Here is a 15,111-nt window from a genome sequence, read left to right on the forward strand (position 1 = left end):
CGGGACAACTTGCCCGCGGGGGCGACCTTAAGCCGCAGTTTGCCCCCCTTTGATTGACCTAGATCAAGGATTGGTCAAGTTTCCGTCCATAGAGCACACGGGCACGACGGCCTGGCGGATCGTCAGCGGACGAGTCGCCGGGCCGTTTCGACACGAAGGATACCGACACGATGTGGGATAGCTTGAAGCTGATCGTGCTGGGCGCGATTGCGGTCTTTGCCGCGATCGCGGCCAATTACGCGCGCGATCTGGCATTTATGGTAAGCGCGCTGATTGTGATGCTGGCCGCAGGCACGGCGTTCCTGTGGACCATGCGGACCATGGACGACCCGATCCGCCAGCGCGCGCTGGCGAATGCCGGATCGGAATACATGGACGGCGTGATCCGTGCGGGGGTGATCGCCACCGCCGGATGGGCGGTCGTGGGCTTCCTCGTCGGCGTCGTCATCGCCGCCCAGCAGGCCTGGCCGGTGCTGAACCTGTCCGAATGGACCGCCGGCTACACCAACTTCGGCCGGCTGCGCCCGCTGCACACCTCGGCGGTGATCTTCGCCTTTGGCGGCAACGCGCTGATCGCGACCTCGTTCTATGTGGTGCAGCGCACCTCGGCCACGCGGCTGTGGGGCGGCAACGCGGCGTGGTTCGTGTTCTGGGGCTACAACCTGTTCATCGTGCTGGCCGCCAGCGGCTATGTGCTGGGCGCCACCCATTCCAAGGAATACGCCGAGCCGGAATGGTACGCCGACTGGCTGCTGACCGCGGTCTGGGTGACCTACCTGGCGGTGTTCGTCGGCACCATCATGAAGCGGCGCGAACCCCATATCTACGTCGCCAACTGGTTCTACCTGTCCTTCATCGTGACCATCGCGATGCTGCACGTCGTCAACAACCTTGCGATTCCGGTGTCCGTGTTCGGGTCCAAGTCGGTGCAGCTGTTCTCGGGCGTGCAGGACGCCATGACGCAGTGGTGGTACGGCCACAACGCCGTCGGCTTCTTCCTGACCGCGGGCTTCCTGGGGATGATGTATTACTTCATCCCGAAACAGGCTGAGCGTCCGGTCTACAGCTACAAGCTGTCGATCATCCACTTCTGGGCGCTGATCTTCATGTATATCTGGGCCGGCCCCCACCACCTGCACTACACCGCGCTGCCGGCCTGGGCCGCGACGCTGGGGATGGTGTTCTCGATCATGCTGTGGATGCCCAGCTGGGGCGGCATGATCAACGGGCTGATGACGCTGTCGGGCGCCTGGGACAAGCTGCGCACCGACCCGATCATCCGCATGATGGTCGTCGCCGTCGGCTTCTACGGCATGGCGACGTTCGAGGGGCCGATGATGTCGATCAAGGCCGTGAACTCGCTGTCGCACTATACCGACTGGACCATCGGCCACGTCCATTCCGGCGCGCTGGGCTGGAACGGCATGATCACCTTTGGCGCGCTCTACTACCTGGTGCCGCGTCTGTGGGGGCGTGAGCGTCTGTATTCGCTGTCGCTGGTCAGCTGGCACTTCTGGCTCGCCACCATCGGGCTGGTGCTCTACGCCTCGTCCATGTGGGTGTCGGGCATCATGGAGGGGCTGATGTGGCGCGAGGTCGACACCCAGGGCTTCCTGGTCAACGCCTTCGCCGACACGGTGGTCGCCAAATACCCGATGCTGGTGGTGCGGACCCTGGGCGGGGTGTTCTACCTGACCGGCGGCATCATCATGTGCTGGAACCTCTGGGCCACGGTTGCCCGCCAGCCGCGCGTCGCGTCGGATCGCGTCGCCGTGCCGGCCGAATAAGAAAAGGCAAAGTTCATGGCCCTTCTTGATCACCACAAGATCATCGAAAAGAACGCCACCCTGCTGCTGGTGTTCTCGTTCCTGGTCGTCACCATCGGCGGCATCGTGCAGATCGCGCCGCTGTTCTACCTGGAAAACACCATCGAGAAGGTCGAGGGGATGCGTCCCTATACGCCGCTCGAACTGACCGGGCGCGACATCTATGTCCGCGAGGGCTGCTATACCTGCCACAGCCAGATGATTCGCCCGATGCGGGACGAGGTCGAGCGCTATGGCCATTACAGCCTCGCGGCCGAGTCGATGTACGACCACCCGTTCCAGTGGGGTTCCAAACGCACCGGGCCGGACCTGGCCCGGGTTGGCGGCCGCTATTCGGACGAATGGCACATCGACCACCTGGTCAATCCGCAGTCGGTGGTGCCGGAATCGATCATGCCCGGCTACGGCTTCCTGCTGAACCGGCCGATCGACGCCAAGTACATCGAGGACCGGCTGGTCGCCGATCGCCGCGTCGGCGTGCCCTACAGCGACGAGATGCTGGCCGAGGCGCGCGCCGACTTCGTGGCGCAGGCCGATCCCGACGCGGACGGCTCGGGTCTGGAAGAGCGGTATCCGGGGGCGCAGCAGCGCAACTTTGACCGCCAGCCGGGCGTGACCGAGATGGATGCGCTGATCGCCTATCTGCAGGTCCTGGGGACGATGGTCGATTTCTCGACCTTCCAGCCCGACCAGCATCGCTGACGCGGGCAGGAGCATGGACCGCTATACGTTTCTGCGCCAGCTCGCCGACAGCTGGGTGCTGCTGGTGCTGACACTGGTGTTCGTCGGGGTGATCCTGTTCGTCTGGCGCCCCGGCGCGCGCCGGCTGCAAAAGGACGCCGCCGAGAGCATCTTCCGCAACGAGACGAAACCCGCCCCTGAGGACAGGGAAGCGGAGGACCGCAAGGAGGTCGACTGATGGCCGATCCGAAAGACGAAAACCCGACGCCGACCCCGCTTGACCGCCAGGTGGCCGAAAACCTGGGGGTCAGCGCCGACGATCCGCACACCAGCCCGGCGAACCCGGAAAACCGGATCTCGCTGGAGCGGCAGGCCGCCGACGCGGAAAACGCCGAGCAGATCCTGCGCAACGTCCCCGAGAATATCGTGGGGGTGAAGCCGCGCGCGGAACGCGAGCCGCGCCGCAAGGTCACCCGCCGGGTCGGCAAGAAGGTGGTCGAGGTCCAGTCCACCGGCCACAGCTGGGACGGGATCGAGGAATACGACAACCCGCTGCCGCGCTGGTGGCTGTGGACCTTCTACGTGACGATCGCCTGGGCGCTGGCCTATGCGCTGGCCTTCCCGGCGGTGCCGCTGCTGAAGGGCACCACCCAGGGCTTCCTGGGCACCACCCCGCGCGACGAGGTTGCGCGCGAGATCCAGCGCTTCGACGAGGCGAACGCCCCGATCGAGACCCGGCTGGCGGCGGTGGACCTGACCGAGATCCAGGGCGATCCCGATCTGCTCAACTACGCCAACAACGCCGGCGCCGCGGTGTTCCGCACCTATTGCGCGCAGTGCCACGGCTCGGGCGCGGGCGGCAACCCGGGCTATCCCAGCCTGCTGGACAACGACTGGCTGTGGGGCGGTTCGATCGAGGACATCCACCTGACGGTGATGCACGGCATCCGCAGCCCCGACGACGGCGACACCCGCTATTCGGAAATGCCGCGCTTCGGCGTGGACGGGCTGCTGGAGGACCAGCAGATCGACGAGGTGACGCAATTCGTGCTGTCGCTGTCGGGCCAGCCGCACGACCAGGCCGCGGCCGAGGCCGGCGCCGTGGTCTTTGAAGAACAGTGCATCGCCTGCCACGCCGAGGACGGCACCGGCGACCGGATGCAGGGCGCGCCCGACCTGACCGATGCGGTCTGGCTGTACAACGTCAACGGGCAGGCCGACGAGGCCACGATCCGCCGGATCATCCACGACGGCCCCTTCGGCGTGATGCCGGCCTGGGCGGGCCGCCTGTCGGAAAGCCACATCCGCGCGGTCGCGACCTATGTGCACGGGTTGGGCGGCGGCGAGTGATCGCCGCCCCCCGGCCGCCGGCCCGCACCCGCGCGCCGGCCCCGATTGCGTGACCGCGCAGCCGGGCCGGTCGCCGCAGCGGCTGGCCGGCGGACCACCGGACTTCCCGGGCGCGCGCCCCACGGCCGCGCCCGGATCGCGTTCTGCCCGGCCTTGGCGGAGGCTGCGACAAAACGCCCCTAAAAGCTTCCGGCCCTGTCCCATATATGACGGGCCATCGGTTGCTTGATGTAAGTCAAGCCCGCATTTGCAGGGTCCGCCACCGTGCCCTGCGGCAACGGAGCGACGGATGTCCACAGTCGAGCAGGAACCCCCACGCCTCTATGCGGCGCGCGAACCCATCTTTCCGCGCCGGGTGAAGGGAAAGTTCCGAAGCCTCAAATGGATGCTGATGGCGGTGACGCTGGGCATCTACTACATCACCCCCTGGATCCGCTGGGACCGCGGCCCCGGCCTGCCCGACCAGGCGGTGCTGGTGGACCTGGCCAACCGCCGTTTCTTCTTCTTCTGGATCGAGATCTGGCCGCACGAGTTCTATTTCGTCGCCGGGCTGCTGATCATGGCCGGGCTGGGGCTGTTCCTGTTCACCTCGGCGCTGGGGCGGGTGTGGTGCGGCTATGCCTGCCCGCAGACCGTCTGGACCGACCTGTACATCCTGGTCGAGCGCTGGATCGAGGGCGACCGCAACGCCCGCATCCGCCTGTACGAACAGCGCTGGGACGCGCGCAAGGCGCGGCTGCGGGTCACCAAATGGGTGGTGTGGCTGCTGATCGGGCTGCTGACCGGCGGCGCCTGGGTGTTCTATTTCGCCGATGCGCCGACGCTGCTGGGCAATCTGGTCACCGGCAACGCCCATCCAATCGCCTATTCCACCATCGCGATCATGACCGCGACCACCTTTTTCTTTGGCGGTTTCGCGCGCGAGCAGATCTGCATCTACGCCTGTCCCTGGCCGCGCATCCAGGGCGCGATGATGGACGAGGACACGCTGACCGTCGCCTATCGCGAATGGCGGGGCGAGCCGCGCGGCAAGATCGCCAAGGGCGAGGCCACGAAATCCGACAGCCCCACCGCGCTCAAGGGCGACTGCATCGACTGCCTGGCCTGCGTCCACGTCTGCCCGATGGGCATCGACATCCGCGACGGCCAGCAACTGGAATGCATTACCTGCGCGCTGTGCATCGACGCCTGCGACGACGTGATGGCGCGCATCGGCAAGCCGCGCGGGCTGATCGACTATATGGCGCTCAAGGACGAAAGCGCCGAAAAGACCGGGCAAGAGGGCGAATCGCTGTGGCGCCACGTGCTGCGCCCGCGCACGCTGCTGTATTTCGGCCTGTGGTCGGCGATCGGCGTCGGGTTGATCGTGGCGCTTTTCCTGCGTTCGCCCTATGATCTGAACGTCACCCCGATCCGCAACCCGCTGTATGTCACCATGTCCGACGGCTCGATCCGCAACACCTACGAACTGCGGCTGCGCAACAAGCAGGGCGAGGAAAAGACCTTTGCCGTGGGGGTCAGCGATGCCGCGGGCGCGGCGCTGGACGGGCTTGAGCTGACGCTGGAAGGCGGCGGCGACGCCGTGACCGTGGCGCAGGACGCCACCTACGAACAGCGCGTCTACCTGACCGCCGGGCCGGGCTCGGCGCTGGCGGACGGCGCGCAGGCCGGGCTGATCCTGTGGATCGAGGATGTGGTGTCCGGCCGCCGCGCCGCGGTGGAAACCGTGTTCCAGGGAAGGGGGCGATAGATGGCACGCGAACTGACCGGCCGGCATGTGCTGGCGATCACCCTGGGCGCCTTTGGCGTCATCATCGCGGTGAACCTGCTGATGGCCTTCAAAGCGGTCAGCACCTTCCCGGGGCTGGAAACCCCGAACAGCTACGTCGCCTCGCAGGTGTTCGATGCCGAGCGGGCGGCGCAGGAATCGCTGGGCTGGACCGTCACCCCCGACTATGACGGGACCGAGCTGACGCTGATGATCCGCGACGCGCAGGGCAACCCGGCCCGGGTCCGCAACCTGACCGCCAGCATCGGCCGCCCCACCCATGTGCGCGACGACCAGACCCCGCAGTTCAGCTATGAAAACGGGATGTTCCGCGCCCCGCTGACGCTGGCCCCGGGCAACTGGATCATCCACCTGACGGCTGAGGCTTGGGACGGCACTCCGTTCCGCCAGCGCATCGACCATTTCTCGGGCAGCCGGGTGAAGGGATGACCGACGCCACCCAGGATTTCGAAAGCCGCTTCAGCGCCTGCCCGGCCTGCGATGCAGCGCCTCTGGCCGGGCGGCTGGCGCAGACGGGGCCGGCGCGCGGCGACATCGTGCTGTCGCTGCCCACCGCCCATTGCGCCGCCTGCATCTCGGATGTCGAGCGCGCGCTGCGGGCGGTGCCGGGGGTGCGCGACGCGCGGGTGAACCTGACCCTGCGCCGGGTCATCGTCGACGCCGAGGGGCTGACCGCGCCCGATCTGATCCCGGTGCTTGACCGCATCGGCTACGAGGCGCATGAGCTCGACCCCGGCGCGCTGTCGGCCACCGCCGCCGACCGCCACGGCCGCGATCTGCTGATGCGGATCGGGGTGTCCGGCTTTGCGATGATGAACATCATGATCCTGTCGGTGGCGGTGTGGTCGGGAGCCGATGCCAACACCCGCGACCTGTTCCACTGGATCTCCGGCGCCATCGCGCTGCCCACCGTGGCCTTTGCCGGCCAGCCGTTCTTTTCCAGCGCCTGGCGGGCGCTGCGGGCGCGGCGGCTGGGGATGGACGTGCCGATCTCGCTGGCGCTGATCCTGGCCAGCGCGATCTCGGTCTATGAAACCTTCCACGGCGGGCGCCACGCCTATTTCGACGCCGCCGCGATGCTGTGCTTTTTCCTGCTGATCGGGCGCTATCTGGACTATCGCACCCGCGCGGTGGCGCGGTCCGCCGCCGAAGAGCTGACCGCGCTCGAGGTGCCGCGGGCGATCCGCCTGACCGACGGGGCCGAGGAAGCCGTGCCGGTGGCCGAGCTGCGCCCGGGCGATCTGATCCTGGTGCGGCCCGGCGGGCGCATCCCCGCGGACGGGGTGGTGACGGCGGGGGCGTCGGAAATCGACCGCTCGCTGCTGACCGGGGAATCGGTGCCGGTGGCGGCGCATCCGGGGCAGCCGCTGTCCGCGGGAGAGGTGAACCTGACCGGCCCCCTGACCCTGCGGGTGACGGCGGCGGGGCAGGACAGCTCGCTTGCGCGGCTGACCGCGCTGGTTGCGGCGGCGGAATCGGCGCGCGGGCATTACACCTCGCTGGCCGACCGCGCCAGCCGCTTCTATGCGCCGGTGGTGCATACGGTGGCGCTGCTCAGCTTTCTGGGCTGGCTGTGGGCGACGCGCGACGCGCGGGTGGCGTTGAACGTCGCCGCGGCGGTGCTGATCATCACCTGCCCCTGCGCGCTGGGACTGGCGGTGCCGGCGGTGATCACCGCGGCCTCTGGGCGGCTGTTCCGCGCCGGGCTGCTGATCAAGGACGGCACCGCGCTGGAGCGTCTGGCCGAGGTCGACACGGTGGTGTTCGACAAGACCGGCACGCTGACCATGGGCACCCCGCGGGTGAACAACCCCGACGCGCTGGCCGGTGAGCCGCGCGCGGTGGCGCTGTCGCTGGCCGCGGGTTCCGGCCACCCGCTGTCGCGGGCGCTGGCCGAGACGCTGGCGGACACCGCCCCCGCCGCGCTGGACGAACTGCGCGAAGTGCCGGGCCACGGCATCGAAGGGCGCTGGCAGGGACAACTGGTGCGGCTGGGCCGCGCCGACTGGATCGGGGCCGAGGGCGACGCCCCAGGCGCCGCCAGTTGGTTGCGCATCGGCGAGCGGGTGCAGCGCATCGACTTTACCGACAGCCTGCGCCCGGGGGCCGAGGCGGCCGTGGCAAGGCTGCAGGCGCTGGGGCTGCGGGTGCTGATCCTGTCGGGCGACGGCGCCGGCGCGGTCGCCGATACCGCCGCGCGGCTGGGGATTGCCGAATGGCGCGCCGATGTGCTGCCGCAGGACAAGGCGGCCGTGGTGGCCGCGCTGGGGGCCGAGGGGCGCCGGGTGCTGATGGTCGGCGACGGGCTGAACGATACCGCGGCGCTGAGCGCGGCCCATGCCTCGATCTCTCCGGCGACTGCGCTGGATGCGGCGCGGGTGGCCTCGGACATGGTGCTGGTCGGCTCGAACCTCGCGCCGGTGGCCGAGGCGGTCGGCGTCGCGCGCGCCTCGGTCCGCCGCATCCGCGAGAATTTCGGCATCTCGGTCAGCTACAACATCCTGGCGGTGCCGATCGCCATCGCCGGCTTCGCCACGCCCCTGATCGCGGCGCTGGCGATGTCCGCGAGCTCGATCTGCGTGACGCTGAACGCGCTGAGGCTGCGCTGATGGAGGTGCTGGCCTTCCTGATCCCGGTATCGCTGCTGCTGGGGGCGCTGGGGCTGCTGGCCTTCCTCTGGGCGCTGCGCAACCGCCAGTACGACGACCCCAAGGGCGACGCCGAACGCATCCTCAGCGACGAATGGGACGACCGGCCGAAGCCGTGAGGGGCGAGGGTGCGGTCCGAGGGGCTGGCATAGGGGCTGCACGGCGGGCTTGTCAGGGATCCGTGGACTCGGATTGTCGTTGGTGCGGACCGGCAGATGACTGTCGGAATTGGCTTAACAGGCTCTGACACTGCACCCGAGGCGTGCCGACGGCCGCCCGGCGGCGACGATATTCTCCATGCGCAGCGGAGGCGGCCGTTACTGAAAACGAGCAGGGCAGCTTTGCTGGCCGCTTGCGTGGTGAGCGAAGCGATGGAGCAGGAGCGGGCTTGACCTCGCACGCGCCGCCCGAGCAGCGGTGACTGGACTGCCGGGTGCCCCGACCGGGAAAATGTGGCTGCACGACATTCGTGCCGTACCCCCGGGTTGCCGCAAGGAGACGCGGCTATTTCTCGATTCGCGAGCCCCGTGGAGTTGCAGCCGAGAGTTCCGCAGCCTCTGAAAGCCTCGGCGCGTGCGCTTGAGCAGCGTTGACGGAACTGCAGATTTTCCGCCCTGGAAGCCAGGCTGCAGCGTCCACGGCGTTCGCCCCGTATCCACCCCGATTGCCGCAGGGACAAAGGTCCCGAAGTTTTGCCAGCAGCAGCACTTCTCGCGCCCTGTCCAGTTCGCATGTTTTCGTCCAGCGGTGCACTGGTGAGCGCGGTGCTTTGGCGGTCCCTGAAATAGCAGTTGGGTGCTTTATTGAGGCTGGCAGGGCGCAGTTCATCTGGGCGGAGACGTGGACCACGCGCATGGGAGCGTGCGAGCGGCCGGTTGGCGGTTGGCGGTTGGCGGTTGGCGAAGACATGCCGTGGCGCGGGAACGCTGATGTAGCATGATTTCGTCCCGACCGACATGGGCTCATGCGTCCAAAAGATACGGTGGGATACTCTCTCCATGACCAGGGCAGCTTGCCCAACCGGCCGGGGTTGCGCGCGGTGCCGCCCAAAAGAAAACCCCGCGCGTCGCGCGGGGTTTTGGGTGTCTTGCCGCAAAGGACGTGCCCGTCGGAGCTGCCCCAGCGCGCCTAGTTCCCCAGCACCGTGCAGCGCTGGGCGGTGGCGGCGAGCTTGTCGCAGGCCAGTTGTGCGGCGTCGCGGGTCAGGCCCGAGAAATTGGCCTCCCAGCCGCGGGGGGTGTCGCCGACGCGGCGGACGGCGTTGCTCAGCACCGCGCTTTCCTGCAGCGCGATGCGCAGCAGCAGCTGCTCGGCCTCGGCCTTGGTCTTGTAGCGGCCCAGGGTGATGCCGTAGTTGCCGCGGCCCTTGGTGACGGGGCGCGAGACGATCTCGGTCGCCTCGGGCTCCGAGCGGTCGCCCTCTTCCTCGAGCGCAGCCAGGATCACCGTGTCGGACTTGGGCACCGGCTTCGATGAGGCCAGCAGCGCGGCGCGCCCGCTTGCCGGTTCGGCGGCGAAGGTCGAGCCGGGGGTGCGCGGTGCCTTGGCCTGCGCGGCCGGGGCGGCAGCGGACGCCGATGCGACAGCGACGGCGCGCGGCGCCGGGACCGGGCGGGCGGATCCGACCATGGCCAGCCGTACCGCCGCCGTGGTCGGCGCGGGTGCAGGCTCGGTGGCGGGCTCGGCTGCAGGGGCCGCGGCCAGCGCCACGGCGCTGCCCGGGCGGCGCAACGGGCGGGCCGAGCTGACGTTGCGGGCCGGTGCGGCCTCGGCCTGGCGCTGCGCCGGGGGTTCCAGCGGCACGGTCGAGCCGCGGACCTGCCGCGCCGCCACCGGCGAGGGCACCGGCGGCGCGCTGCGCGCCATCTGCACGCTGCGCTTGCGTTCGGCGATATAGGCGGGCGGATCGGGGCGTTCCTCGCGCACCTTGGTCGGGGCCTTCCCGAAACCGGTGTCGAGCAGCTGGGCCATGATCTCGTTGCGCTGGGCGGTGGACTGGCCGCCCATCACCGTGGCGATGATCCGCTTGGAGCCGCGCTGCGCCGAGGCGGTCAGGTTGAACCCCGCCGCGCGGGTGTAGCCGGTCTTGATCCCGTCGGCGCCGGAATAGTTGTCCAGGAAGCGCTTGTTGGTGCTGGACACGGTGGCGATCCCGGCGTCGGCCGAGCGGCGCGAGAAGATCGAGTAATACTGCGGGAAATCATAGAACAGCCGCCGCCCCAGCAGGGTCATGTCGCGGGCCGAGGAATAATGCCCCTGCTGCGTCAGCCCGTTGGCGTTCAGGAAGTTGCTGTTGTTCATCCCCAGCGCCCGCGCCATGGCGGTCATCTGCTGGCCGAAACGCTTTTCGGAACCGGCCAGCCCCTCGCCGATCGCGGTGGCGGCGTCATTGGCCGATTTCACCGCCGCGGCCCGAATCAGGTAGCGCAGCTCGATCTGCTGGCCGGCGCGCAGCCCCAGCCGCGAGGGCGGCTGCCCCGCGGCATGCGGGGTGACGGTGAAGCGGCTGTCCAGCCGCACCTGCCCCCGCTCGATGGCCGTGAAGGCCATGTAGAGCGTCATCATCTTGGTCAGCGAGGCCGGGTGCAGCCGGGCATTGGCGTTCTGCGAATAGATTTCCTTGCCGGTCCGCCCGTCCATGACAAAGGCCGCAAAGGGCGCCGAGGACGCCGTCAGCGGCACGAGCGCGCCGATAAGGGCGATCCACCCCGCGATGAGGGTCCGATAGAGAATCTGCACTGTCCTGCTCTCTCTGCCTGTGGGCGTGTTCTTGTCGCACGCCATTCGTTTATAAATCGACAATAGCACGGCGAATTGCGCCCGGGAACCACGCAATCGCCAGTTTTTCAACCTCAGGCCGTGTTCCGCCGGGCGCGCGTCTCTGCCCGGGCCTTTCCTTGCCCGCCGCGATCCTTATATTCGGACGGCAAACCGCCATGCCCCTGACCAGCCAGGACCAGCTGCCCGTGACGCTGTCTTCGACCGATACCCCGCGCATGACCGACCCTGCGCCGCCCTCGCCCCCCGATGGCGGAGGCGAGGCGGGGGTCGCGGTCAAGACCAAGCCGCGGACCCAGCGCCCGCCGATGTACAAGGTGCTGCTGCTGAACGACGATTTCACCCCGATGGAGTTCGTGGTCCATATCTTGGAACGGCTGTTCGGCATGACCCACGCGCAGGCGATCGAGATCATGCTGACCGTGCACCGCAAGGGGGTGGCGGTGGTGGGGGTGTTCTCGCACGAGATCGCGGAAACCAAGGTCGCGCAGGTGATGGAGCTGGCGCGCCGCCAGCAGCACCCGCTGCAATGCACCATGGAAAAGGAATAAATGGCGGGGACCGCATAGATGGCCGGATCACGGCTTGAACTGATCGACCCGCCCGCGGGAAAGCTGCTGCTGATCGGGGCGGGGCCGGGCGATGTTGCGCCTTTCGACCCGGCGCGCACGCTGGTGGTGCAGGGGTTCCGGCCGCTGCATGACGCGGTGGCGGGGCAGGGGTTCCGGGTGCTGACCGCCCCCGCCGCGGGGCCCGAGGGCCGGGCCGACGCGGCCGTGGTGTTCCTGTCGCGGGCGCGGGCCGAGGCGCGGGCCCGCATCGCCGCCGCCGCCGCGGCGCTGGCGCCGGGGGATGCGCTGTGGATCGACGGGCAAAAGACCGATGGCGTCGATTCCGTCCTGCGCGAGCTGCGCGAACTCGCCCCGGTGGACCAGGTGCAGTCGCGCGCGCATGGCAAGATCTTTCGGGTGACGCTGCCTGCGGGCGACTGGCTGCCGCCGGACTGGGCCGGGCGCCAGCATCAGATCGCGGGCGGTTTCGTCACCGCGCCGGGGGTGTTTTCGGCCGACGGGCCGGACCCGGCCTCGCAGGCGCTGGCCGCGGCGCTGCCCGAGCGCCTGCCCACCCGCATCGTCGAGCTGGGCGCGGGCTGGGGCTGGCTGGCCGCGCAGATCCTGACCCATCCCGGCGTCGAGCAGCTGCATCTGGTCGAGGCCGACCACGCCGCGCTGGAATGCGCGCGCCGCAACATCACCGACCCGCGCGCGCAGTTCCACTGGGCCGACGCCACCACCTTCCGCCTGCCCGAGCCGGTGAACGGGGTGGTGATGAACCCGCCCTTTCACGAAACCCGCGCTGCCGACCCGCATCTGGGGGCGCGGTTCATCCGCGCCGCGGCGGGGCTCCTGACGGGGGCCGGGCGGCTGTGGATGGTCGCCAACCGGCATCTGCCTTATGAAGCCGTGCTGGCCGAGCATTTCGGGGATGTGCAGGAAATCGGCGGCGACAGCCGCTTCAAGATCATCTCTGCCAGCGGCGCGGGGCGCAAGGCGCCGGCGGGCAAGGGCGCCGGCCAGCCGAAGACACGGCGGCGCCGGCGCTAGGGCGCCGCGCCTGCCGGGTGGGCCGTTATTTTTTCTCGGGATAGGCGCTGCGGCAGGCGCGCACCGCGGCCTCGGCCCCCGGGGTCAGCTCGGTCAGCCGCAAGCGCAGGCCGTCGGCCTTGCGGCGCTCGACCGCAGGGTCGATGGGGACGCGGTAGCGTTCGGTTTCCGCGACGTCGCGCCAGCAGCCGCGGCGGATGATATGGGCGTTGCCGTCCTTGTCGCGCACCACATGGCTGCACGTGTCGAACTCGGGGCGCCAGACGGTGCGCTCTTCCCATGCATAGCCGCGGGCAAGATTGCCCTCGACCTCTTGCAGCAGGTTCGCCACGGTGCGGTATTCGCGGGTGTTGCGGGAAACGCACTGCTCCTGCGGCGTCCCGCAGGACGCGAGCATCAGGCAGCCAAGCGCGGCAAGGGTCAGGTTGCGGGTCATCGGTGCTCGCCTTAGTCAGGACGGATCGACAGGGTAGCGCGCCCGGCACGCTGGCGCAAATCACGAAAGGGGCTTTCGGGATGGACATGATCGACGAACGGCGCGAGGCGGCGCTGTGGTTTCGCAACCTGCGCGACCGGATCGTGGAGGCGTTCGAGGCGCTGGAGGACGAGGCCGGCGGCGCCATGGCCCACGGCGAGACCGGGGGCGAGCCCGCGGCGGGCCCGCCGGCGCCCGGCCGCTTCGAGGTGACCCCGACCGAGCGCGCCGGTAATGGCGGCGGCGGCATCATGTCGGTGATGCGCGGCGGGCGCGTGTTCGAGAAGGTCGGCGTGAACTGGTCCGAGGTGCATGGCACGCTGGCCCCCCGCGCACAGGCGGCGATGGCGGCGCGCGGCGTGCCGGGGATGGACAGCGACCCGCGGTTCTGGGCCAGCGGCATCAGCCTGGTCGCGCATATGCAGAACCCGCATGTGCCGGCGGTGCACATGAACACCCGGATGTTCTGGACCCCGAACGCCTGGTGGTTCGGCGGCGGCGCCGACCTGAACCCCTGCCTGGAATACCCCGAGGACACCGCGCATTTCCACGACACGCTGCGCGACGCCTGCACCCCGCATGGCGCGGATTACTATGACCGCTTCAAGGCCTGGGCGGACGAATATTTCTTCATCCCCCATCGCGGCCGCGCCCGCGGCGTTGGCGGCATCTTCTATGACGACCTGAACAGCGGTGACTGGCAGGCGGATTTCGCCTTTACCAAGGCGGTGGGCGAGGCGTTCCTGCCCGCCTTCCTGCCGCTGGTCCGCCGCCGCATGGGGCGCGAGTGGAACGCAGGCCACAAGGACGCGCAGCTGATCCACCGCGGGCTCTATGCGGAATACAACCTCGTCTATGACCGCGGCACCAAGTTCGGGCTGGAAACCGGGCACGACCCCGACGCGGTGCTGATGAGCCTGCCGCCGCTGGCGAAGTGGGTTTAGCGGGGCGATGCCGGCCCGGGGCTCTGCCCCGGGCCACTGCCGTGGCCTTCCTCGCTGAAAACGGTCCACCGGACCGTTTTCCGGGCGCTCGGAAGCCCCGGGATATTTCTACACCAAAGACAGGCTGAAACCGCGAGGAGTCAGCCGCTCGCGCCAGCGAGGATCAGCCAGGCGACGCCGATCAGGATCAGCGCCATGCCGGCAAGCTGGGTCGGCGACATCGCCTCGCGCCGGTGGCGGCTGATGGCGGCGGCAAAGGCGATCTCGACCAGCGCCAGCGTGCGCACATTCGCGGCCGGGGTCAGTGCAAAGGCGATGAACCAGAACTGAGAGGCCAGCGCCCCCAGAAACCCCGCGCCCAGCGATTCCCGCCATGCGGCGGCCATGCCGCGCAAAGCCGCGCGGTCGGCCAGCGCCAGCCATGCGCCGACCATCGCGGTCTGCAGGGCCAGGGTGATGACAAGCACGGTGGTGGAGCGCACGACCTCGCCCCCCTCGGGCAGCGCCAGGATCGCGCCGCGAAAACCGATCGCCGACAGGCCGAACAGCGCGCCCGCCCCGATCGCAAGCAGCGCCGGACCGGGGGCCGCGCGCCTCCACCCCCGGCCCGAGGCCATGAGCACCCCGAGCGTCGCCACCAGGATTGCCAGCGCGCGCTGCGGCGACAGCGCGTCGCCCAGCATCGCCCAGCCCATCAGCGCCAGCGTCACCGGCTCGGTCTTGATCAGCGCGGTGGCGACGGCAAAGCCCCGATGCCGCATCGCCGTCAGCATCAGCGCCGTCGCCGCGACCTGCGCCACCGCCCCCAGCGCCGCATATCCGAATACCGTCGCATCCGGGACGGGAACCGGGCCGGCCAGCGCCGCCATTGCCAGGAACAGCAGCGCGAACGGCAGGCCGAAGACAAAGCGCACGCCGGTCGCGCCCATGGTGCCGATGCGCGCCGTCAGCCCCATCTGCGCGGCATTGCGCCCCGTCTGCGCCAGCGAGGCAATCAGGGTCGCCGCGATCCACAT

General features: G+C 69.2%; 14 protein-coding genes. 11 read left to right on the forward strand and 3 right to left on the reverse strand.

From position 1 onward, the window contains the following. Positions 1-170 precede the first annotated feature (170 nt). The 8 genes from ccoN to ccoS all read left to right on the forward strand — a co-directional run bounded on the left by ccoN (position 171) and on the right by ccoS (position 8,413). Positions 171-1,787: a cytochrome-c oxidase, cbb3-type subunit I gene (gene ccoN / locus RSP45_RS15750; RefSeq protein WP_073064359.1), complete on the forward strand. Its 1,617-nt coding sequence runs from the start codon at positions 171-173 to the stop codon at positions 1,785-1,787. A 15-nt stretch (positions 1,788-1,802) separates the two neighbouring features. Further along, complete coding sequence (gene ccoO / locus RSP45_RS15755) at positions 1,803-2,528, forward strand: cytochrome-c oxidase, cbb3-type subunit II (protein ID WP_415392661.1); 726 nt, start codon at positions 1,803-1,805, stop codon at positions 2,526-2,528. Between the two features lie 13 nt (positions 2,529-2,541). Further along, a complete protein-coding gene (locus RSP45_RS15760; protein ID WP_073064366.1) occupies positions 2,542-2,745 on the forward strand; it encodes a CcoQ/FixQ family Cbb3-type cytochrome c oxidase assembly chaperone in 204 nt (67 codons plus the stop codon). 254 nt (positions 2,746-2,999) lie between these two features. Beyond that, entirely contained in the window at positions 3,000-3,857 is an 858-nt protein-coding gene (ccoP, locus tag RSP45_RS15765) for a cytochrome-c oxidase, cbb3-type subunit III (protein WP_234952017.1), read from the forward strand. A gap of 289 nt (positions 3,858-4,146) precedes the next feature. Continuing rightward, a complete protein-coding gene (ccoG, locus tag RSP45_RS15770; RefSeq protein ID WP_415392662.1) occupies positions 4,147-5,607 on the forward strand; it encodes a cytochrome c oxidase accessory protein CcoG in 1,461 nt (486 codons plus the stop codon). After that, the gene (locus RSP45_RS15775) at positions 5,608-6,075 is read left to right on the forward strand and encodes a FixH family protein (protein ID WP_415392663.1); all 468 of its coding nucleotides are present in this window, start codon (positions 5,608-5,610) and stop codon (positions 6,073-6,075) included. Then, positions 6,072-8,255 carry a heavy metal translocating P-type ATPase gene (locus RSP45_RS15780; protein WP_415392664.1) on the forward strand — a complete coding sequence of 728 codons (2,184 nt, stop codon included), beginning with the start codon at positions 6,072-6,074 and terminating at the stop codon, positions 8,253-8,255. Before RSP45_RS15775 ends, RSP45_RS15780 begins: the two co-directional genes overlap by 4 nt. Continuing rightward, the gene (gene ccoS / locus RSP45_RS15785; RefSeq protein WP_073064378.1) at positions 8,255-8,413 is read left to right on the forward strand and encodes a cbb3-type cytochrome oxidase assembly protein CcoS; all 159 of its coding nucleotides are present in this window, start codon (positions 8,255-8,257) and stop codon (positions 8,411-8,413) included. The genes RSP45_RS15780 and ccoS overlap by 1 nt, the downstream gene beginning before the upstream one ends. A gap of 1,009 nt (positions 8,414-9,422) precedes the next feature. Here the strand turns inward: ccoS and RSP45_RS15790 are convergent. After that, positions 9,423-11,033, reverse strand: a complete 1,611-nt coding sequence (locus RSP45_RS15790) for a D-alanyl-D-alanine carboxypeptidase family protein (protein ID WP_415392665.1) — start codon at positions 11,031-11,033, stop codon at positions 9,423-9,425. 257 nt (positions 11,034-11,290) lie between these two features. Between RSP45_RS15790 and clpS the strand changes: the two genes are divergently transcribed. Both clpS and RSP45_RS15800 read left to right on the forward strand, forming a co-directional pair. After that, positions 11,291-11,623 carry an ATP-dependent Clp protease adapter ClpS gene (clpS, locus tag RSP45_RS15795; protein ID WP_073064767.1) on the forward strand — a complete coding sequence of 111 codons (333 nt, stop codon included), beginning with the start codon at positions 11,291-11,293 and terminating at the stop codon, positions 11,621-11,623. A gap of 18 nt (positions 11,624-11,641) precedes the next feature. Further along, positions 11,642-12,676: a class I SAM-dependent methyltransferase gene (locus tag RSP45_RS15800; RefSeq protein ID WP_415392666.1), complete on the forward strand. Its 1,035-nt coding sequence runs from the start codon at positions 11,642-11,644 to the stop codon at positions 12,674-12,676. Between the two features lie 25 nt (positions 12,677-12,701). On the opposite strand, the gene RSP45_RS15805 is transcribed toward RSP45_RS15800, so the two are convergent. Beyond that, positions 12,702-13,112, reverse strand: a complete 411-nt coding sequence (locus RSP45_RS15805) for a hypothetical protein (protein WP_415392667.1) — start codon at positions 13,110-13,112, stop codon at positions 12,702-12,704. A gap of 80 nt (positions 13,113-13,192) precedes the next feature. On the opposite strand from RSP45_RS15805, the gene hemF reads away from it, so the two are divergent. Further along, positions 13,193-14,095: an oxygen-dependent coproporphyrinogen oxidase gene (gene hemF, locus RSP45_RS15810; RefSeq protein WP_324329957.1), complete on the forward strand. Its 903-nt coding sequence runs from the start codon at positions 13,193-13,195 to the stop codon at positions 14,093-14,095. A 140-nt stretch (positions 14,096-14,235) separates the two neighbouring features. Here the strand turns inward: hemF and RSP45_RS15815 are convergent, their stop codons facing one another. Continuing rightward, positions 14,236-15,111, reverse strand: coding sequence for an EamA family transporter (locus RSP45_RS15815; RefSeq protein ID WP_415392668.1), 876 nt, complete (start codon positions 15,109-15,111; stop codon positions 14,236-14,238).

Source organism: Paracoccus sp. SJTW-4 (assembly GCF_047716885.1).
Lineage (GTDB): Bacteria > Pseudomonadota > Alphaproteobacteria > Rhodobacterales > Rhodobacteraceae > Paracoccus > Paracoccus solventivorans.